This window comes from Bacillus sp. SIMBA_031 (assembly GCF_046535225.1).
Classification (GTDB): Bacteria; Bacillota; Bacilli; order Bacillales; family Bacillaceae; genus Bacillus; species Bacillus velezensis.
The window spans coordinates 34,986-54,567 of sequence record NZ_JAWRXC010000001.1 but is presented as its reverse complement, the minus strand read 5'-3'; the positions used below and the strand labels follow the sequence as shown (position 1 = coordinate 54,567).

The window sequence follows — 19,582 nt, the reverse complement described above, 5'->3', positions numbered from 1 at the left end:
GAGTTATAGAGAATAAAAAACCCACAACAAACCGCTTTACGCTTTATTGCTTCCGTAAAGAGCTGTTGTGGGTCTCCGGATCTCCATCACATAGTATTAACCTAGGTCTATTGTAACAATGGGTGTAAGCGGTGTCAATCTTTTTTTGTCATAGAATGTTCATATTTAGCCCATAGTTCGGTGTCTGAAGTCGTCACGGCCGTGGCTCCTGCCTGCAAGGCGTTTTCAACGTCCTGCTCCGTGCGGATGAAGCCGCCGGCAAAAATAGGAATCCCCGTCATTTCTTTAATTTCTCTGATTAAAGTCGGAACAATGCCTGGGAGAACCTCGATAAAGTCAGGTTTATGCTTTCCGACGAATTCCATGCTTTTCTCCATGGCGCTCGTATCCAAGAGAAACAGCCGCTGGATCGCGTATATTTTCTTTTGTTTCGCTTTGACGATGACTGATGATCTCGTCGAAATGATACCCGCGGGCCGGATATCCTGACAAATAAACTCCGCACCGTATTCGTCATGCTTAATGCCGTGAATTAAATCGACGTGAACCATCAGAAGTTTTCCGTGTTTTTTTGCTTCATTCACGACACCTTTTAATTGACCAAGGTGGATATCTAAAATGACGCCGTATAAGAACGGACTCTCTAAAAATGCATCGAATTGCTTCATGTTCCGGATAGCCGGTAGAATCTGCTGGTTGTGAAAACTCATGTTTTACTCCTTTACATTAAAAATCAATGCTCAGCACGCTTTCCTTGACGGTCGAAATGATGAAAGAGAGCTCCTCGTCCGACAGGCAAAAAGGCGGAGACAGCTGAATGACATTATTATATCCCGCTACAGTATCACCATTTTTCCCGACAAGCAGGCCTTTTTCTCTGCACGCGGTGATGACGTGCTGCACAAGGGCGGCATCAGCAGGTTCCTTCGTGATTTTGTCCTTGACGAGCTCAATGCCGGTAAGAAGGCCCTTGCCTCGTACATCTCCGACCGCCGGATGTTCTCTGAGCGGCTCAAGCTCACGGAGCAGCCTTTCTCCAAGCTCCCGGGAGCGGGCGATCAGATTTTCGTCCTCCATCAATTGCAGGTTTTTCAAAGCCAGGGCGCAGGCTGCCGGATTGCCTCCGAATGTATTCACGTGCCGGAAGCGGCCGTACGGCTCACCGCCCGAATACGCCTCAAAAATCTCCCGTTTTACCGCCGTTGCCGACAGCGGCAGATAAGCGCTCGTAATGCCTTTTGCCATTGTGACGATGTCCGGTGAAACGCCGTAATGCTGAAATCCGAACGGCTCTCCCGTGCGGCCGAAACCGCAAATGACTTCATCACTGATCAGAAGCGCGCCGTGGCGGCGGCAAATGTCCTCTACCTTTGCCATATACCCGTCCGGGGGCATCAGTATCCCTCCGCCTGTAATAATCGGCTCCATAATAACGCCGGCAATCGTTTCGCTTAATTCCCACGTCATGATCCGGTCGATTTCATGCGCGCTTTCCAATGTGACGGCATCGCCGGGATTCCGATAAAGATCAGGCGGCGCCGCGTGCAAAAAACCTTGTGAGAGCGGCTCATATTTATATTTTCTCTGCGCCTGGCCGGTAGCGGCGAGCGCCCCCATCGTATTGCCGTGATAGCCTCTGTACCGGGAGATGAATTTGAAGCGGCTGTGATCGCCGTTTTCAATGTGGTATTGGCGGGCAATTTTGAACGCGGTTTCATTTGCTTCCGATCCGCTGTTGGAAAAGAAGATCACATAATCGCCGCCGAGCCATTCATTCAGTTTTTCCGCAAGCTCAATCGCGGGTTGATGGCTTTGGGTCAGCGGATAATAAGGAAGCTCCTTCAATTGGCTGTAAGCCGCATCGGCAAGCTCCTTTCTCCCGTATCCGATATTGACGCACCACAGTCCTGACATGCCGTCCAAATACCGTCTGCCGTCAATATCCGTAACCCAGGCGCCTTCCCCTTTTTGGACGATTATGCTGTCATCCGGCTCCGCCCCTTTCATCGCGTGCCAAATCAGCTCTTTATCCTTTTGTTTGAGTGACTGATTTTTTTGTACATGTTCCACACCGCTCATCTCCCTTTCAATATCATTGCACTGTATCGAAAGCTGCCCGGCTTCTGACGCCGATTCTCTTGGTGAAGTTTTCCTCTTAATAAGAATATAAAGGCGCGGCATGGGCGAGTCAATAAAGCGGCGGCAATTAAAAAAACGCTTTCTCCCAGAAAGCGAAAGGGCTACAAGAGCATATCCCGAAACCGGGGCCGGTGCAAGTGTTTTTATAAAAAAACCCGCCCCTTAAGCGGAGCGGGCGTTTTTTTATTTCAGGTGCGTAATCCGGTAAATATCTTTGCGCCGGTCTTTCAGCTGGCGCACGGTTCCGTTTTCACGCTGCCTTCTTAAGATTTCAAGGTCCACGTCCCCGATCACGACCATTTCGATATTCGGATTCGTTTCACCGACGATTCCGTCTCTGGCAAATTCAAAATCCGACGGAGCAAAAATGGCTGACTGCGCGTATTGAATATCCATATTTTCTGTTTGCGGAAGGTTTCCGACCGTACCTGAGATGACGGTGTAAATTTGGTTTTCAACCGCTCTCGCCTGAGAGCAGTACCTTACGCGCAAGTAGCCTTGGCGGTCTTCAGTGCAGAACGGCGTAAAGATAATTTTCGCCCCTTGATCCGCGGCAATTCTCGCAAGCTCCGGAAATTCGATATCGTAACAGATCTGAATGGCGATCTTTCCGCAGTCCGTATCAAATACGCGCACCCTGTCTCCGGCGCTGATGCCCCACCATTTCCGCTCATTCGGCGTAATGTGAAGCTTATATTGTTTTTCAATCGTGCCGTCACGTCTGAATAAGTAGGCGATGTTATAAATTTTCCCCTCTTCTTCAACGAAGTGAGAGCCGCCGATGATGTTGACATTATATTTCACCGCGAGATCTGTAAAGAGGCTGATATAGTCCTCTGTATATTCGGTAATCCTCTGAATGGCCAGACTCGGAGAACGCTCCTCGAGAAATGACATGAGCTGCGTCGTGAAAATCTCCGGAAATACCGCGAAATCAGATCTCGCATCGGAAGCCACATCGACATAATATTCAACCTGATTGGCAAATTCCTCGAAGGAGTAAATCTTTTTCATTTCATATTGAATGACGCAAATGCGCACCGGAAATGCCGATTTGTAATAGCGCTTCGACTGCGGCAGGTAATCGACATTGTTCCATTGCATTAATGTCGCATATTTAATGGACGCGGTGTCATCCGGGAGATAATTCGGATTGATCCGCATGAGCGTAAATCCGTTCATCAGCTGGAAAGAAAGCACCGGATCATAAATCTGATGGCGCGTCACCTGTTCGACATAGGCTCTCGCCGTCATTTCTTCCGCATACTTATGATAATTCGGAATCCGCCCGCCGATAATGATGCTTTTCAGATTCAATCGTCTCGCCAAGTCTTTTCTCGCCTCATACAGCCGGTGTCCGATTTTCATCCGTCTGTATTCCGGGTGAACCATTACCTCAATCCCGTACAGATTCAATCCGTCCGGGTTGTGATTCGTGATATAACCGTCGTCTGTAATGTCCTGCCACGTGTGGCGGTCATCATATTCATCGAAATTGATGATCAGGCTTGAGCATGAACCGATAATTTCCCCTTCATACTCCGCGCAAAACTGACCTTCCGGAAAGTGCGCGAGATGGCTGATTAAATGCTCAGGCTCCCACGGCTCCATCCCCGGGAAACAATCCTTTTGCAGCTCAATAATTTTGTTAATATCTTTCTCTTCCATATTCCGTATGACCATTTTCTTTTCAAAACGGGTCAGATCAAGTTTCTCAGACAATGCTGCTTCCCCCTGCCGGTTCGTTTTGATCGTTCAATCGCTGTAAGAGTAATTCAAGTTCCATTTCAGCCATCGATTCCAGTCTGTGATCGTATTCTTCAAACAACAGGGCGCTTGTTACCTTATTCGGGACGATGACACATTTCATGCCGGCCCGTTTGGCTGCGATTGAGCCGTTGACCGAATCCTCAAAGGCCAGACATTCAGATGGTTCAACGCCTAAATGTTCCGCAGCTTTCAGATAGAGCTCCGGATTCGGCTTCACTTCTTCTACGTCGTCAGCCGTCTGAATCACTTCAAATTCATCAAACAGGCCTAATTCCTTCAGATGGCCCGACACCCATTTAAAATCTGAGCTGGAAGCGAGCCCCACCTTCAATCCTAATTCTTTTGCCGCGGCTAAATAAGCCTCCACCCCGGGACGCGCCGTTTCTGTCTTCATCCGCTGTTCGAAGCGCCCGCGCCTGATCGCCGTCAGTTCATCATGATCGAGCTTTCTTCCCAGCTGCTCCTCTAAATATGCGAACGGCTTAAAACCCGCGGCCGTTCCGATCACCTTTCCCCAGACGGATAAAGGCAATGTTGAACCGTGTTCTTCAAACATTTCCTGCAGCACTTCATATTCATGGGTTTCTGTATCTAAAATTAACCCGTCAAAATCAAAGATTAATGCTTTTATCAATGGTTACAGCTCCTTTAGCTAAACGTACTGACCTATGTATACACTATACCGTGAATTTCTTTCGCGTTCAAAATGTAACATTCTCACGGAAAGAAGAGCCTGCATGAGTGCAAGCTCTCTTCATCCGTTACTGTGTGTTTTGACTGGAAATATTGGAAAGAGCCGCTCCCGCAGACTCATTTGAACGCTGATCAACCGCTAAGTCTCCAAGCGCAACGATCCCGACCAGATGATTTTGATCGACAATGGGAAGGCGGCGGATTTGGTGTTGGGCCATCAGATGTGACGCCTCTTCAAGACTCATTTCCGGGTTTCCGGATACAACTGTAGAGGACATCACGTGTGAAACAGGTGTTTGGCCGTCGCGGCCTTGAGCCGTTGTTCTCAATGCGATATCACGGTCTGTCAGCATTCCTTTTAATTCCCCTCCGTCAACGACGGGAATTGCTCCGACATTATGCTGGTGCATCAGCGCAGCCGCTTCCTGGATCGTTTGATTGGGAGAAACGGTAGCCACGTGGGTAGTCATTGATTGTTTGATTGAACTCATAGTAAAGCACCCCTTTCGACATTTATTATGCTCGGGGATTTGTCTCAATATAAAGGGAGTTAGAGGAAAGAAATTGTGGTATCATGTCAAGGAAGCAAAAAAAGAGCCTGTCAAAAGGCTCTTTATACCCGTCAGATCAGCCTTCTGCGACCGCAGACTTCTGATCCGGCCCCTGTCTCGAAATCATCATAGGTAAACGGAAAATTCATTCCGCATTCATTCAGCAAAGCGCAATTTTTATCAAACAGCGCCCGCTCTTTGACGTCATATACCGGGTGCGGCTTTGACAGCATGATATGTACCGTTTGCAGACAAGCCATTATTTGAAACGCTTCTTTTAAAGTTCCTTGGTAACGTTGGTTTTGTAATGATAATACGCCCCTTTTTTTAAAGCGCTGAATTTCCAGTTCGGAGAAATAAAGAGGAAAGACATTTTGAAACAATTCAGAGGAAAGCTCTTGTATCGCGCTTTCTTGTCCGTCAGTCGCTGCGTTCACAATTCTCACATCAATCACCTTTCTTGCCATGTGAATATCCTTAATCTTTATCAAGAATAGCATAGAAAAAAACGCGAAAGCTAAGGTAAGTGTTTCCTATTGAAACAGCCGCTTTCCGCTTGAAAAGGAGCTTTATGATATGAAACAAAATGACCGCGGTCTGGAACTCCTGATTACGGAAAAGCACGCCGGACAATGGCTGTTTTCAGTCCTGAAATCTGAATTCCAGGCGTCAAAACCCGTAATTACGGAATGGATGAACCAAGAAAGCATCCAGGTGAATCGAACATCACCGAAAAACAACATCATACTGAAAACCGGAGATCGCTTATTCATTGATCTTCAGGAAAAAACGGGTTCTTCGGTGACTCCGGAATACGGAGAGCCGGACATTTTATTTGAGGACAATCATATGCTGATTGCAAATAAGCCGGCGGGAATGCCGACTCATCCAAATGAAGAGGGTCAGACCGGCACCCTCAGCAACCTGATCGCTTACCATTTTCAAATCAACGGCGAGCAGGCGAAAGTGCGCCACGTTCACCGTCTTGACCGTGACACGTCAGGCGCGGTCGTTTTCGCGAAACACCGCCTGGCCCATGCAATCCTTGACCGTCAGCTCGAAACCAAAACATTAAAACGCACCTATATCGCCGTGGCGGAAGGAAAAGTGACGCCTAAAAAAGGCACGGTTGACTCGCCGATCGGCCGCGACAGGTCACATTCCGTCAGACGGCGCGTCTCACCCGGCGGACAAGCCGCCGTCACCCATTACAAAGTGAAAGGCTATCATCCCGGTGCGCAGCTTACATTGGCAGAGCTTGAACTGGAAACCGGGAGAACACATCAAATCAGGGTGCATATGGCAAGCATCGGCCATCCGTTAGCGGGCGATGCGCTGTACGGCGGAAGCAGGACGCTGTTTCACAGGCAGGCGCTTCACGCCAAAAAAGTCAGTGTCGTCCATCCGATCTCAGGAGAAGAAATCGTTGCCGAGGCGCAGATGCCGGCTGATCTGGCTCATTTTACTGAAACGTATTTTTCTTAAACCGGGTCGGCATATATAATATATCGTTTCGGCGCATTTCCAATGTAAGAAAACGGATAGCAAGTGGTCAGGATTAGTTCCTCCCGCTTGTGCTGAAGGGTGATGACAGATGTATCATCCCGGCTGACGATTTTTGTACGGCTGATTTTATAAGAAAACGTGCCGTAAGACAGAATCACGTTCAGTCTGTCTCCTTTTTTCAGTTCGCCGGTCCGGCGGAACACCGTGTCCCTGTGGCCGGATAACACAATTTGGCCGTGATCGCCCGGATAATAGCTGTCCTTATAATGTCCGACGCCTTTTGCTAAATCATCTGCGTCAGTCCCTTCGACGATCGGGAGCTCAGCGTCGATTTCAGGGATTTCTAAAATGCCGCTTGCCTCACCCGTTTCGGGGTGAAATTCTTTTTTGCGCTGTGTCAGCACAGCGCTTTTTGTTTTTTTCTTTTCCAAGACAGGTTCTGTTGCTTTTTTTGCTTCTTCAAGCGATTGGTTCGTTTTCATATGTGAATCAATGATCTTCCAGCTTCCGTAACATGTGATGATGATACCCACGATGATGACGAGAAGCGGAATATGTTTCAGTTTGTTCATCGTGTGCGGGTTCCCCTTTTCTTTCTGAAAAGCCAATATACGCCGGCACCCGTGATCACCAGTCCGGCCAATGCCGTCTGATGGCTGCCCGCTGAAGTATCAGGCAATGGGCGGCCTTTTTGTGTGCCGCTTTCAGTCTGTTCTGTGCTTTGTTCCGAATTTGCGGCAGACGCCGGACGGGATTCGGGAATTGGCTGCACTGTATCAGATGCTGTTTCTTCTGCGACAGGACGTTTAGGTTTTTTGGTTTGATCAGGCTGTACTGCTGCATCCGGTTTTTTAGCGGGTTTTTCCGCTTGAGGTTTTTCTCCTTTATCAGGCCTGGTGCCGCCCGGTGTTTCCCCGCTTCCCGGCTGATTGCCGGTGTCATCAGGTGTTTCGGCGGCTGATGCCGTGCGGATGCGGCCGTCGGTCTGATAAGAAATCGGTGCGGAAAAGCTTTTGACATAGTCTACTGTCGCTTCCAAATCCTCAGGCCCCGTCACCGGATTCTTGCCGAGTTTCCCGATCGGACCGTATTTTGCCCCCGCTGCCGTCGCCATAAATTGATTGACTGTTACTGTATATCCTTTTTCGGGCTGTATGTCTGTACCGTCCGCCATTTTCATATCAACCGCTTGTCCGGTTTCCGGGTTCCATGTATAGGAAAATCCGCTGATGCTGTAATCCGGTCCGTACACCGGAGAAATTTGCGCGTTAATGATCTCCCCCAAATCTTTTCCTTTGATTTCAAGCTTCGTCAGCACATTGCCGAACGGCTGTACATTATAAAGGTCTCCCCATGTGATCGTCCCTTTTTTTATGCCGTCCCGGATGCCTCCTCCATTCATAAGCGCAAAATCGGATTTCATCTTCGCTTTCATACCGTCGGCAATCAGATTTCCGAGCGCCGTGTCACCGTCATTTGAATACCCGCCCGTTATATCATGGGCCGCTTCCCCGATCGTTTCGCTGATAATCGGTTTCACTTTCTCTTCATATTTGCTTAATATGCCTGCCGCAGCCGGGTCAGGCTTGATTTTACTTTGATCGATATATTGGATTTCCGCTGATTTTTTCACGATATCCTTCGACTCTTTATCTAGTTCAAGATCGGCGATTCCGATTGCTTTTCCGTATTCAAATGCCTGCACGATCAGCTTGCCGTCGATTTCTCCGTTTACGACTTTATGATTGTGCGCGGCGAAAATCACATCAATCTCTGAGTCTGTTCCGCTTGCAAGCTTTGCGGATTCTCCCGTGATGGCTGAGCCATTTTGTTCAGCAGACATATGAGCGAGCACGGCGATTGCTTTAATTCCTTTTTTCTTCAAGTCAGCGGCAGCGTCATTGACAGCCTTTACCTCATCCGTAAACGTAATATTTTTAATTCCGTCCGGGATGACCATGCCTGCCGCCGATCTGGTTACAACCCCGATAAATGCGACCGGAATTCCGGAAACGTATTTAATTTCATACGGCGGCAGAAAGGACTCCCCTGACTTCAGTTTACAGTTGGCGCAGACGAGCGGGAAATTTTGGCCGTCATAACCGCTTGTCCCCTTACCGTCCGGATGATCTCCTCCATTGATGATCCGTTTAAGCTCATTCGTTCCTTCATCGAATTCGTGATTGCCGACAGTTCCGACATCAAAACCGATGTCTTCCATCAGTTCTACTGTCGGTTCATCCTGAAAAAGGGCTGACACGGGAGAGCTGCCCCCGATCATATCGCCCGCATGTACCACGAGGGCGTGTTCTTTCTCGGCTTTCGCCTTTTTAATGTACGCTGCGGCGTAGTCCATCCGCCCGAAAGTGCCATCCGGTTTACCGTCTCCGTTAAGGTCAAGCTCATATTGCTGATCAATTTTTCCGTGCAGATCATTCATGCTGATGATTCTGAGCGGGACACGGCCGGAGTCTTCAGTCTGCCGTTCTTTATACGCTTTATCCGTTCCAGCTTCATTCAGTGATCCTGCTTGTCCGATTGCTTCCGCATCTTTCACGCTGAACATCATAAAACAAACCGTCAGCAGACAGCACGAAAGACGCATACCCCTTATTTTCTTCATTCATTTCCCCCCTGTCTTCTAAGAAATACGTTAGCTTATTTTCTTAAAAATCACATCACTTTTTTGTAAAGATTGTCTTCGCTGGCGCAAAATAGTAAATAATCCCCACGTAACGAAACAGGTCTTGATGTATAACGGATCGGCTTTTTTCACATCTTAATGATGATTTGACATGAAGGAGGAAAACAACCAGTGGAACAGCAGCAGAATCAGCAGCAGCCGCCAGTAAATCAGGGGATCCCGGGTTCACCGCAAGTGAATCACGGAGGACATGAGCTTTTCGATATGCATGAAGTGCTGGCCGGAACAGTCGGTGTTTTGGATCAATTTATGATGCTCAGACAGTTTATACAGGATCAGCATCTGGCCGACATCCTTGACCGCCAGTATCAATTCATTCTGGGACTCTATAATCTGACGGCAGAATGCTTTAAGACCGGCCAAAAGCCTTCTCAGGAAACGTCGACATATATGATGAAGGAACAGAACCAGGCCGTCTACGGTATAAAACCGACTCAGCCGAAAAAACCGAATCAATCATTAAATGATGTCAAAGATCTCGGGATCAGCGGCCATATGCTCGGCCTGATTAAAGCTCAAGCTTCTCTCTTGACGATGAGCTCGCTTGAAATGACCAATCCCGTCACAAGAAGAGTGCTCTCCGCCCAAATTCAGCAATATGTCGAAATGGCGTTTGAAATCTTCTTATACCAAAATAAACACGGTTATTATCAGGTTCCTCAGCTCAATGCACAAGATATGCAGACCATGCTGAATTCATTTGCACCGGCCCAGGGACAGCCGCAAATGCCTCCGATTAAAGGACAAATGGGACAGCAGCAGCAAAACCTCCATTGATTAAAAAACGGCGTTGGAAACCTGACTCTCCAATGCCGTTTTCTTTTTTTCATATGCTTTTGTGAAATCATGTTCAAATCGTTTCAGGCTTTCTTTCGTAGCCGCTTCAAAGCCTTTTTCAAAATCCTGTGTTTCGGCGGTTTTGTTGATAATGGTTAAGATAATGCCTTCTCCGAATGTTTCGGTTAAGTCCTTTATCATATAGAAGCTTTGCAAATAGACATCTGTTTCATATTCCATACGCGATTTCTGCCATTTTCGGTCGGTCGTTAATTGATCAAACGGCACGACGGAAAATGCAATCGGATCAATGACTACATCATAATGCGCGACCCACTCGCTCAGCCCCTCATGAAACCAAAGCGGAAATACAGACGTATCCGTCCCCAATTGCCGCGTTTTTTGGTGAAACGCGTAGTGTGTATATTCATGTATAATCAATTGCTTATACATGAAAACGGCCAGCTCATCTTTTTTCAGAAGCTGTTTTTTCTCTTCAGGCAAAAGCCCCATCATCTGCTCCTGTTCTGAATAAAAACCGACTACATTTTTCAATCCTGAATATTGCTCCATTTCAGCTTCATCCGAAAAGAAAATGAGTTCAAGTGGCGCTGCACCTTTATAGCCGACAATGATTTGATTGATACGCTTTGCGTGGTCCAGCGTAAGCTTGGTCAGATCCAAGAGCGGCTTTTCATCCGCCGTATAGTAAATCGCTGTATGTTTGTAAATTTCTTTATTCATGTGTTCAGTCACTTGTTCCTTCGTCGGAACAGAGCGGCTGTTTTGGCCTGACAGGACGTACATCATACTTACTGAAACGGCTGAACTGACAGCCAATATGACAAGGACTCCGCACAGGATCAGAGTGAATGCCGCCCGTTTCCCCATGCCGTCACGCAAACAAGCTCCCCTCCCCGATCCTTTCATTTTCATCTCATTCTTTACTTTATGCTCAGGAGCGCTGGGTCGTGACGGCAGATAAAATAAAAAAGCCGCAGCAAATGCGGCTTTTCCATTCAGTTATTTATTGGGGTTTGGGAATACACGCTGCACCATTTGGCCGAATTCATCAAACAGACCGGATACAGGATGTCCGTTTTGGATTCGTTTTCCGTAGCCTTGCATGCGTTCAACGAAGTCCGGGTTCGCTGATACATATACAGTCCGGACATGTTTATCGGCTGATTTCACCTTATCGGTAATCTTATTTTTCAAATGGTTGGCGATGGCGCCTTTTTGCCCGTTTGTCAAAACAACGGCAACATATGCGCTGTTTCCGGCAACGATCACAGTCGCATTTTTAACCTCTTTTAAATCAGTCACCTTGTCGGCGGCTTTATCAGCCACTCTCAGGTTACGATTGTCATTGTGATCGGTGTTTTGGTTATGACGGTTCACTGTATTCATATTTGTCGCACCGTCGTTAGGCGTGTTGCGGTAATTTACATTCTGGGTGCGGTTGTCATTTCGTTTTCCTTCTCCTTGGTTCCCCATACTGCACCCTGCGGTAATCAGCATCGGCAGAAGAAGGGCAGAGATAACTGCTTGTTTTTTTATCATGTGAATTCCTCCTTTCTCACTTTACGTATAGGTTTTTCTATTCGGCGGGATTTATGCACGCCGTTTGCATTCTGAACGGTTTGGATAAATATCAGAAGGAAAGGGAAAGGTAAGCGTAATCAATTGAATGAGGAGGGATTTAACTTGTTCAGAAAAAAAAGCGGTATCAGCCCGACAGCGCTGCTGATCGGATCATCGATTCTGATTGCAGCTTTATCACCCGAAATCCGCCGGAAAATCTCCGGAATGGTTTCAGGCAGAATGCAGCATAAAGATGGCACACACTCCATGCAGCCTGCTGACCTGATTCAACAGGCTTTCGGCGGGGAATCCGGCGGACAGCAGCACGCAGACAAAGCCCGGCATTCACAAACCGGCTCATTGCAGCCTGCCGAGCTGATCAAACAGGCTTTCGGCGGCGAATCCGGCGGACAGCAGCACACGGACAAAGCCCGGCATTCACAAACCGGCTCATTGCAGCCTGCCGACCTGATTAAACAGGCTTTCGGCGACGAATCCGGCGGACAGCAGCATGAGCAGACTTCCCGCAATCACTCCGGCTCATCCCATACGGACAGACAGGCAGACCGCAGCCGCAGTAAAGAAACTTCGCCGAAGCCTCACTATACCGAGCCGATTCACTTCGAAGAAAGCGCGGTAAATGTTTTAAATGACAGCACCGTGATGAATATGCTGGAAGAAATTGAACCCGGAAATCATTAGAAACGAAAAAAAATCCTTCATTCGTTCAACGATGAAGGATTTTTCGTTTTAGCGCTATCTGCTTTTTTATTAAGCTTCTTCAGTTTCAATGACGATTGTGGAATCATTGTACACCGCGGTATCGGTTTCCTTCGTCATTTTACTTGTTAACAGCCCTGCGGTCATACTGCCGCTGACATTTAAGGCGGTGCGCCCCATGTCAATTAACGGCTCAATTGAAATGAGCAGTCCGGCAAGCGCGACAGGCATGTTCAAAGCGGATAGGACGAGCAGAGCCGCAAATGTCGCCCCGCCTCCCACGCCTGCTACACCGAATGAACTGATTGCCACGATGGCGATGACGGAAATGATAAATCCCGGTTCAAACGGGTTTTGCCCTACTGTCGGCGCAATCATCATCGCGAGCATCGCCGGGTAAATGCCGGCACAGCCGTTTTGACCGATCGATAAGCCGAATGAACCGGCGAAGTTCGCAATTCCTTCAGGGACGCCCATGCTTTTTTGTGTTTTAATATTGAGCGGCAAAGCCCCTGCGCTTGAGCGGGACGTAAACGCAAACACCATGACAGGAAATGCTTTTTTCACGTATGTGATCGGATTTAAACCGCTGAACGTAATCAGCAGCAAGTGAATGATAAACATGACGATAAGCGCGGCGTATGAAGCGATCACAAACATCCCCAGTTTCGCAATGCTGTCGATGTCGCTTGTCGCGATCGTCTTTGTCATAATCGCCAATACCCCGTAAGGCGTCAGTCTTAAAATTAATGTCACGACGCGCATAATAATCGCGTATACCGCATCGACAATTCCGCTGAAAGTCGCAGCGTGCTCCGGCTGCTTCCGTTTCACGCCAAGAAAAGCGATGCCGAGGAAAGCGGCGAAAATAACGACTCCGATGGTGGAAGTCGGTCTGGCCCCCGTGAAATCAAGAAACGGATTTCCCGGCAGAAGCTCAACGATTTGCTGAGGCAGCGTTTTGGCCGTCATATCCTCAGATTTTTGCTGCAGCTCCTGGCCTCTTGATAACTCGGTGCTTCCCTGGTCGATATGAACGGCTTTCAGATCAAAGGATAGCGCGGAAGCAATTCCGACTGCCGCAGCAATTGCTGTCGTAGCGATCAAAATTCCGATGATCAGTCCGCTGATTTTCCCGATGTTATGGGTCAGTTTCAGCTTCGTAAATGCGCCGAGAATAGAAATAAAGACTAGCGGCATGACGATCATCTGAAGCAATTTGACATAACCGCCGCCGGCAATATTAAACCAATCGGCCGTTTGTGTCACGATATGTGAAGCCGGCCCGTAAATCAATTGCAGTGCAAAACCGAATACAATGCCTAGTCCGAGCGCGGTAAAGACACGTTTAGAAAAGGAAACGTGTTTCTTTTGCATGACAAACAGACCTGCTATAAGCAAAAGCATAATGAAAACATGTAAGACTATAAATAAATTCTCCAAAACAGGTAAACACTCCCTTGCTCATTATCCTTTAACACTATATTATATGAATTCCGATCGGTCAAGTAAGGATTGACAAAATATGTATTTTTATAGACTTTTCTCTTTTCTTTCCACCCTTTCTCTAGTAACTTATATAAGGGTGATTGTTATGCTGAAGGAACTGTTTCTTAATTTAACGATTTTAATTACATTTAATTATCTCTTCACCCTTCTTTTTAAAGAGTCGCTTTCGTATAAAGAAGACCGTCTGATCTTTCAATTACTGAAGGGGACGGTCTGCGGGCTTTTAGGGGTTTTTCTGATTGCTTTCGGCTTTTCTTACTCCGATTCCATCATTGATCTCAGAAATATCCCCATTATCATCGCCGCTCTTTACGGAGGCTGGGTGTCTACGGCAGCCGCCTTTGCGATTATCGTCGCAGGCCGTATCTTGATCAATTTCAATACAAGCGCCATTTTTTCCATCGCCGCCGTCGGGGTTATTGCGATACTTTCTGCGGCCGTCCTCAGAGGAAAAAAGCCGGATCACAAAATGGCGTTCGTTATGCTGCTTTTTTCAAATGTTATTTTCACCCTGACGCTGCTGTTTCTTATGCCTGAACAGCCTGCCGGGGCCCTCGTTTATTATTGGCTTATTTCCACCTTGGGCGGAATGCTGTCGCTGTATATCATCAAACACGAAGCCGATGCCCGCCTTTTGTTCAAGCAATACAAGTTTCAAGCGAATTATGATTTTCTGACGGGGATTTTTAATAAGAGAAAATTCGAGGAAGTCTCGCGCGTTCTGTACGATCGGGCGTCTCAATCCCCCTCGTCTCAGCTCGCGCTTATTTATTTGGATATTGATCACTTTAAGCAGATCAATGATCAATACGGCCATTATGAAGGGGATCGAGTACTGAAAGAACTGGGGACGCGTCTGAGGTTCTTACTCAGCAGTTCTGACCCGTCAGCCCGCATCGGCGGCGAAGAATTTGCCGTGCTTATGCCCAATTGCACGTATACAAAAGGGCTTCACCTCGCAGAAGAAATCAGGCACACGATTGACGCGAACCCGATTCTGCTGACGAGCGGAGATACAATTCCCGTGACCGTTTCCCTCGGCATCGCGCATTATCCGACAAATACATCGGATCCTCAGACATTGCCCCTGATCGCGGACCGGATGCTTTACAAAGCGAAAACATCAGGGCGCAATCAAGTGTGCAGCACTGAAAAAAAAGAATGATCGCCCGAAGAGGAAATCATTCTTTCTTTTCAGTGAGAAAGCCGCCTTTCAGGAAAACAGGAATCAGGCTGCCCTCATATTCTTTTTCAATAAACGCCGCGGTATCATCTGATTGATACAAAGACAGGAGTTTTTGCATCCGTTCATCATCTTTATCCTCAGCCCTGACGGCGATCAGATGAATATACGCTTCCTTCATTTGCGCCGATCGGATCAGCGCGTCCTTCTCCGCATGAAATCCTGCTCTTTTCGCCTCGCTTTGACTGAGAACTGCTGCGTCAGCATGTTCCGCCGCCTGATATGCGTTCTTTTTTGTTTCCGTTTTTAAGGTCAGATGCTTCGGGTTGTCCTTGATCATATCAGTTGAACCCGTACCGGTGAATCCCTTTTTCAATGTCATCAGTCCGGCCTCCTGCATGAGAAAAAGCGCCCTGCCGAAGGCCGCCGCTTCATCAGGCACGACAATGACCGCTCCGTCCGGTATATCCTTCAGCCGTTTATATTGCTTGGAATACACCCCCAGCGATGCCGCATATGTCGTTCCTAAAGGAGCCAGCTTCTTTTTCACATGAGGCGGCAAAGATTGAAAATAAGAAACGGATTGAAACGCATTGGCGTCGAGATCCCCGCCGGCAAGCGCCAAATCGGCCTCGGCATAATCCGAAAACGTTACCAAAGAAAGCTGCAATCCTTCCTCACCGGCTTTTTTCGCGACAAACTCCCAGATCGATTGATCAGATTCATTGATTCCGATAGTAATTGTCCGGTTCCCGTCAGGATAATGGCATAAAGTAAGTGATATGATCAAAATGAAAAGAAACAGACTGTTTATAAGCCGCAGGTTCAAGTTGACCTACTCCCTATCTATTTTTATGTACAGAGGCTGCACCATGGTATTCGGGCTCATGATTACATACAATACCGATTTAAAAAAGGGTTGTCAATTGCTTCCTTAAGAGGCTGTAAAGCGGTTTTTATCAGCTGAAAATGGGCTGTTCTAGTCCCAAATCAGATTTCCGTATCAGAGCGTTCTCCTCTTAAAACATGTTATTTCGAAAAAAGTTACATTTAGCAGTTGTTTTTTCTTCGAATTACTGGTAGAGTAAAGGTAATTATTTTTGTTCGAACTATCTTTAAGAAGAAAGTTTTGTAAGAGTTTTCGTCTTGGAAGTTTGTTTTAGAGCAAGAATAGTGAATTTAAGCGTTATGTCGCTTTAGGAGGAAATTTCATGTTAGAAGGTAAAGTAAAATGGTTCAACTCTGAAAAAGGATTCGGATTCATCGAAGTAGAAGGTCAAGACGATGTATTCGTTCACTTCTCTGCTATTCAAGGCGAAGGCTTCAAAACTTTAGAAGAAGGCCAATCTGTTTCTTTCGAAATCGTTGAAGGAAACCGCGGACCACAAGCTGCTAACGTAACAAAAGCATAAATTGTTTTAAAAAACCTGCCGGTTTACGCCGGCAGGTTTTTTTTCATCTAAAACGAAAAGCTGTTTTGCAAAGGCAAAACAGCTTTTTTATATCAGGTGGCAATATCGCGTTTTAAGAAGACGCCGAATGCGAGCGCCAGAAAAATAACGAAGTAAATCACAAGCATCACAACCGAAAATGTCATCGTCATCCCCTCTACTAAAGGAGTCCCGTTCATATATTGCGACAAATCCGTGTTCGCAAATAAAATATATTTGGTCCATTCAAATTTCGCAGCAAGAAATACCGTGGCCGTGTTCCCCATAACCAATAGAAAAATAGAAAATCCGACCGCTAATGAGCTGTTCCGGAATACCGCAGACAGCATAAACGCCATCGTCGCAAGCATAAAAGCGGAGACAGATTCATAGACATATGTTTTAGCGAGGAAAGCGATGATATTTTGCTCAAAAACATGGCCGTCTTTGTATACGAGATGAACATCAGCCGCAGTATCTCCGCCTGTCCCGAAAAAGACCAATCCCAGCAGAGCGGAGCCGGCAAATAAAATCACAAGCATCAACAGTCCGAACAGCAGCACCGTCATATATTTAGATAACAAAATCTGAAAACGGCTGAGCGGACGGATAGCCAGCAGCTTGATCGTCCCCCAGTTGAACTCATTCGCCACGATGCCTGCGGCAATGATAATCGTAAACAGCCCGGTCAAAACAGTCATCATCGAAGAATCAGCTACGTATGACCACACTGTGTCCCCTGTATCCTCGGGGATGTTATGGTCCATACGGTATTGATTTATCGCGACATTCTGTTTCAGGTTATCAATGAGAGTCTGATTTCCGGTTTCCTTCATCTGCTGTTTCATTTCTTTGTTTTCAGCCTGGAGCTCCTGTTTCCAATTCGGATTGGCTTCGCTGGAGGTGAAATGGTTTGACAGAAGCGCAAAACCGATCATCGAAACGCCTAAAATTACAATCATAGCCCACGTGCCGACGCGGCTGAAAATTTTTATCCATTCATTATAGATCAGCTTAAACATATTGAACCTCCTCTTTCGTCCCGCCGGTAATCTCCAAGAAACGGTCTTCCAAAGATTTTGTCATGATTTTCACTTCATATAAGCGGATGTTTTCACGGACGAGCAGTGATATCACATCAGGCACTTCCTGTTTTGACAGCTTGATTTCAATGCCGTCTGTCTTCTTCATACAGTCAAACTGACTCAGAACGGCAAGAGCCTCTTCTCTTTGTTCAATATGGAAGAAGTATGTATCTTTATCCTCTTTTCCTTCATCCCTTACTTTTTGAATATCGACAAGCTCCCCTTTTTGCAAAATGCCGATTCGGTCGCACATTAACTCCATTTCTGACAGCAGATGGCTTGAGACGATGACAGCCATTCCTTTTTCACGTGTCAGCTTTTTCAGATGGTCCCTGATTTCCCTGATGCCCGCGGGATCAAGGCCGTTTGTCGGTTCATCCAGAATCAGCACCTTAGGATTATGCAGCAGGCTTTGGGCGAGGCCGAGACGCTGTCTCATTCCGAGAGAGTAGGTTTTTACTTTGTCATGTATTCTGTCCTGCAACCCGACGAGCTCGATGACCTCATCTATTTTTTCTTTCGTAACGCCTTTTACCATCCTTGCGTACTGCTGTAAATTTTTATAGCCGCTCAGGAATTTGTACAGCTCCGGGTTTTCCACGATGGCCCCGACGTGCCTGACCGCTTTTGCATAGTTTTTCGTAATAGATTCCCCGCAGATTACGATGTCTCCCTGAGACAGTTTCATTAATCCGACCATCATTCTGATCGTAGTGGTTTTCCCCGCTCCGTTCGGCCCTAAAAATCCAAACACTTCGCCCGCCCGGACGGAGAAGCTCAGATCATGAATAATCGTTCGTCCTTTTATCATTTTCTTTACCTGTTGCAGTTCTAATACCGTTTCCAATTAGAATCCCCCTTCTATTTCGTGCGCCTGCATGACGCTTCTGTACCATTGCAGCACGGACATTCCTTCCTGTTCCCGAATTTCTTCGACCTCGCGCCGTTCAGCGATTTCCCCTTTTATGAAAACCATCACTTCGTCTAACAGCGTCTCAATCTCGCCGATCTCATGTGTGGCGATGACGACGATCTGACTGTCAAAATCAATATAAGATACGAGACTGTTGACAATCGACTCTCTGACCGCCGGATCAAGACCTGAAAACGGCTCATCCAGCAGAATGACGGATGCTTTTCTCGACAGGGCCAAAACGATTTTCAGCCTGCCCCGGCTGCCTTTGGACAGCTCTTTTATCTTCTGCTTCGCTGAAAGATTCATTTCCGTTAATAGGTTATGTGCTTTTTCCAGCTGAAAATCCGGGAATTGCGAATGATAAAATGTGAGCATATCACCGACGGTCGTCCGGGCGGAAAACATATCATGTTCGGTTAAATAAGCCGTACGAAACAGCATGTTCCTGCTTACTGCGCAGTCTCCCATCCGGACGGCGCCCGATGTCGGGAACGCAAGCCCGGCAAGCATTTTAAGCGTTGTTGATTTACCGCTTCCGTTCGGCCCTAAAATTCCGTAGATTTTACCCGGAGACAATGAAAATGATACATCGCTGACCGCGAGCCTGCGGCCGTATTTTTTTGTTACGCGTTCAAAATCAAGCTTCATCGTTTGCTTCCTCCGCATATCGTTTGATCCCGTCGAGCATTTCCTCAGGAGATAACCCCAGCTCCGCCATTTCCTGAATAAAGCGTTTGAAAACGTCTTTTGTCAGCCTGTCTTTCAGCTCCGCTTTCAGATCGGATCTTTCCGCTATAAAGGTTCCCTGTCCTCTTCTCGTCTCCACGATCCCCAGCCTTTCCATTTCACTGTACGTTCTTTGTATCGTGTTCGGGTTCACTTTCATCTGTACGGCCATCTCCCTTACGGACGGCAGTTTGTCCCCCGGTGAAAGCTCACTTCGGATCAGCCGGTAATATACACGATCGGCAATCTGCAGATAAATCGGCTTGGATGACTGAAATTCATTCTCCAT

The 19,582-nt window shown here is 47.1% G+C and carries 21 protein-coding genes; 5 read left to right on the top strand and 16 right to left on the bottom strand.

The window, feature by feature from the left end:
- Positions 1-134: 134 nt before the first annotated feature.
- The 6 genes from SB724_RS00310 to SB724_RS00285 all read right to left on the bottom strand — a co-directional run bounded on the left by SB724_RS00310 (position 135) and on the right by SB724_RS00285 (position 5,620).
- The gene (locus SB724_RS00310) at positions 135-710 is read right to left on the bottom strand and encodes a glycerol-3-phosphate responsive antiterminator (RefSeq protein ID WP_007610287.1); all 576 of its coding nucleotides are present in this window, start codon (positions 708-710) and stop codon (positions 135-137) included.
- A 16-nt stretch (positions 711-726) separates the two neighbouring features.
- Entirely contained in the window at positions 727-2,079 is a 1,353-nt protein-coding gene (locus SB724_RS00305; protein WP_174738339.1) for an aspartate aminotransferase family protein, read from the bottom strand.
- A gap of 243 nt (positions 2,080-2,322) precedes the next feature.
- Positions 2,323-3,861, bottom strand: a complete 1,539-nt coding sequence (locus SB724_RS00300; protein WP_007408451.1) for a bifunctional GNAT family N-acetyltransferase/carbon-nitrogen hydrolase family protein — start codon at positions 3,859-3,861, stop codon at positions 2,323-2,325.
- Positions 3,854-4,543, bottom strand: a complete 690-nt coding sequence (locus SB724_RS00295) for an HAD family hydrolase (RefSeq protein ID WP_003155347.1) — start codon at positions 4,541-4,543, stop codon at positions 3,854-3,856. Before SB724_RS00295 ends, SB724_RS00300 begins: the two co-directional genes overlap by 8 nt.
- A gap of 127 nt (positions 4,544-4,670) precedes the next feature.
- Entirely contained in the window at positions 4,671-5,093 is a 423-nt protein-coding gene (locus SB724_RS00290; RefSeq protein ID WP_007610283.1) for a CBS domain-containing protein, read from the bottom strand.
- A 131-nt stretch (positions 5,094-5,224) separates the two neighbouring features.
- Positions 5,225-5,620, bottom strand: coding sequence for a DUF5365 family protein (locus tag SB724_RS00285; protein WP_044801690.1), 396 nt, complete (start codon positions 5,618-5,620; stop codon positions 5,225-5,227).
- A gap of 109 nt (positions 5,621-5,729) precedes the next feature.
- Between SB724_RS00285 and SB724_RS00280 the strand changes: the two genes are divergently transcribed.
- The gene (locus tag SB724_RS00280) at positions 5,730-6,638 is read left to right on the top strand and encodes an RluA family pseudouridine synthase (protein ID WP_265972355.1); all 909 of its coding nucleotides are present in this window, start codon (positions 5,730-5,732) and stop codon (positions 6,636-6,638) included.
- Here SB724_RS00280 and SB724_RS00275 read toward each other — a convergent pair.
- Both SB724_RS00275 and SB724_RS00270 read right to left on the bottom strand, forming a co-directional pair.
- Entirely contained in the window at positions 6,635-7,231 is a 597-nt protein-coding gene (locus SB724_RS00275) for a class D sortase (protein WP_032874231.1), read from the bottom strand. The genes SB724_RS00280 and SB724_RS00275 overlap by 4 nt on opposite strands.
- Positions 7,228-9,282 (bottom strand): bifunctional metallophosphatase/5'-nucleotidase, encoded by a 2,055-nt coding sequence (locus tag SB724_RS00270; RefSeq protein ID WP_410569692.1) that lies wholly within the window; start codon positions 9,280-9,282, stop codon positions 7,228-7,230. The genes SB724_RS00275 and SB724_RS00270 overlap by 4 nt, the downstream gene beginning before the upstream one ends.
- Before the next feature lie 192 nt (positions 9,283-9,474).
- Between SB724_RS00270 and SB724_RS00265 the strand changes: the two genes are divergently transcribed.
- Entirely contained in the window at positions 9,475-10,140 is a 666-nt protein-coding gene (locus SB724_RS00265) for a spore coat protein (RefSeq protein WP_044801693.1), read from the top strand.
- Here the strand turns inward: SB724_RS00265 and SB724_RS00260 are convergent, their stop codons facing one another.
- A complete protein-coding gene (locus tag SB724_RS00260; protein WP_025649518.1) occupies positions 10,141-11,043 on the bottom strand; it encodes a hypothetical protein in 903 nt (300 codons plus the stop codon).
- Positions 11,044-11,163: 120 nt separating this feature from the next.
- Positions 11,164-11,703 (bottom strand): YhcN/YlaJ family sporulation lipoprotein, encoded by a 540-nt coding sequence (locus SB724_RS00255; RefSeq protein WP_003155362.1) that lies wholly within the window; start codon positions 11,701-11,703, stop codon positions 11,164-11,166.
- A gap of 144 nt (positions 11,704-11,847) precedes the next feature.
- On the opposite strand from SB724_RS00255, the gene SB724_RS00250 reads away from it, so the two are divergent.
- On the top strand, positions 11,848-12,426 hold the full coding sequence (locus SB724_RS00250; RefSeq protein ID WP_410569689.1) for a hypothetical protein: 579 nt from the start codon (positions 11,848-11,850) through the stop codon (positions 12,424-12,426).
- A 69-nt stretch (positions 12,427-12,495) separates the two neighbouring features.
- Here SB724_RS00250 and SB724_RS00245 read toward each other — a convergent pair whose 3' ends face one another.
- Positions 12,496-13,887, bottom strand: coding sequence for an L-cystine transporter (locus SB724_RS00245; RefSeq protein WP_410569687.1), 1,392 nt, complete (start codon positions 13,885-13,887; stop codon positions 12,496-12,498).
- Between the two features lie 151 nt (positions 13,888-14,038).
- Here SB724_RS00245 and SB724_RS00240 point away from each other — a divergent pair, with 151 nt between their 5' ends.
- Positions 14,039-15,118, top strand: coding sequence for a GGDEF domain-containing protein (locus tag SB724_RS00240; RefSeq protein WP_038457408.1), 1,080 nt, complete (start codon positions 14,039-14,041; stop codon positions 15,116-15,118).
- Between the two features lie 16 nt (positions 15,119-15,134).
- On the opposite strand, the gene SB724_RS00235 is transcribed toward SB724_RS00240, so the two are convergent.
- Positions 15,135-15,965 (bottom strand): MetQ/NlpA family ABC transporter substrate-binding protein, encoded by an 831-nt coding sequence (locus SB724_RS00235; protein WP_265987445.1) that lies wholly within the window; start codon positions 15,963-15,965, stop codon positions 15,135-15,137.
- Positions 15,966-16,347: 382 nt separating this feature from the next.
- Between SB724_RS00235 and cspB the strand changes: the two genes are divergently transcribed.
- Entirely contained in the window at positions 16,348-16,548 is a 201-nt protein-coding gene (cspB, locus tag SB724_RS00230) for a cold shock-like protein CspB (RefSeq protein WP_003155376.1), read from the top strand.
- A 92-nt stretch (positions 16,549-16,640) separates the two neighbouring features.
- On the opposite strand, the gene SB724_RS00225 is transcribed toward cspB, so the two are convergent.
- From SB724_RS00225 to SB724_RS00210, 4 genes are read right to left on the bottom strand one after another with little or no spacing between them, the layout of a single operon-like run.
- On the bottom strand, positions 16,641-17,588 hold the full coding sequence (locus SB724_RS00225) for an ABC transporter permease (protein ID WP_265972360.1): 948 nt from the start codon (positions 17,586-17,588) through the stop codon (positions 16,641-16,643).
- Positions 17,581-18,498 carry an ABC transporter ATP-binding protein gene (locus SB724_RS00220; RefSeq protein ID WP_265972361.1) on the bottom strand — a complete coding sequence of 306 codons (918 nt, stop codon included), beginning with the start codon at positions 18,496-18,498 and terminating at the stop codon, positions 17,581-17,583. The genes SB724_RS00225 and SB724_RS00220 overlap by 8 nt, the downstream gene beginning before the upstream one ends.
- Entirely contained in the window at positions 18,499-19,215 is a 717-nt protein-coding gene (locus SB724_RS00215) for an ATP-binding cassette domain-containing protein (protein WP_044801698.1), read from the bottom strand.
- A complete protein-coding gene (locus SB724_RS00210) occupies positions 19,205-19,582 on the bottom strand; it encodes a GntR family transcriptional regulator (RefSeq protein WP_044801699.1) in 378 nt (125 codons plus the stop codon). Before SB724_RS00210 ends, SB724_RS00215 begins: the two co-directional genes overlap by 11 nt.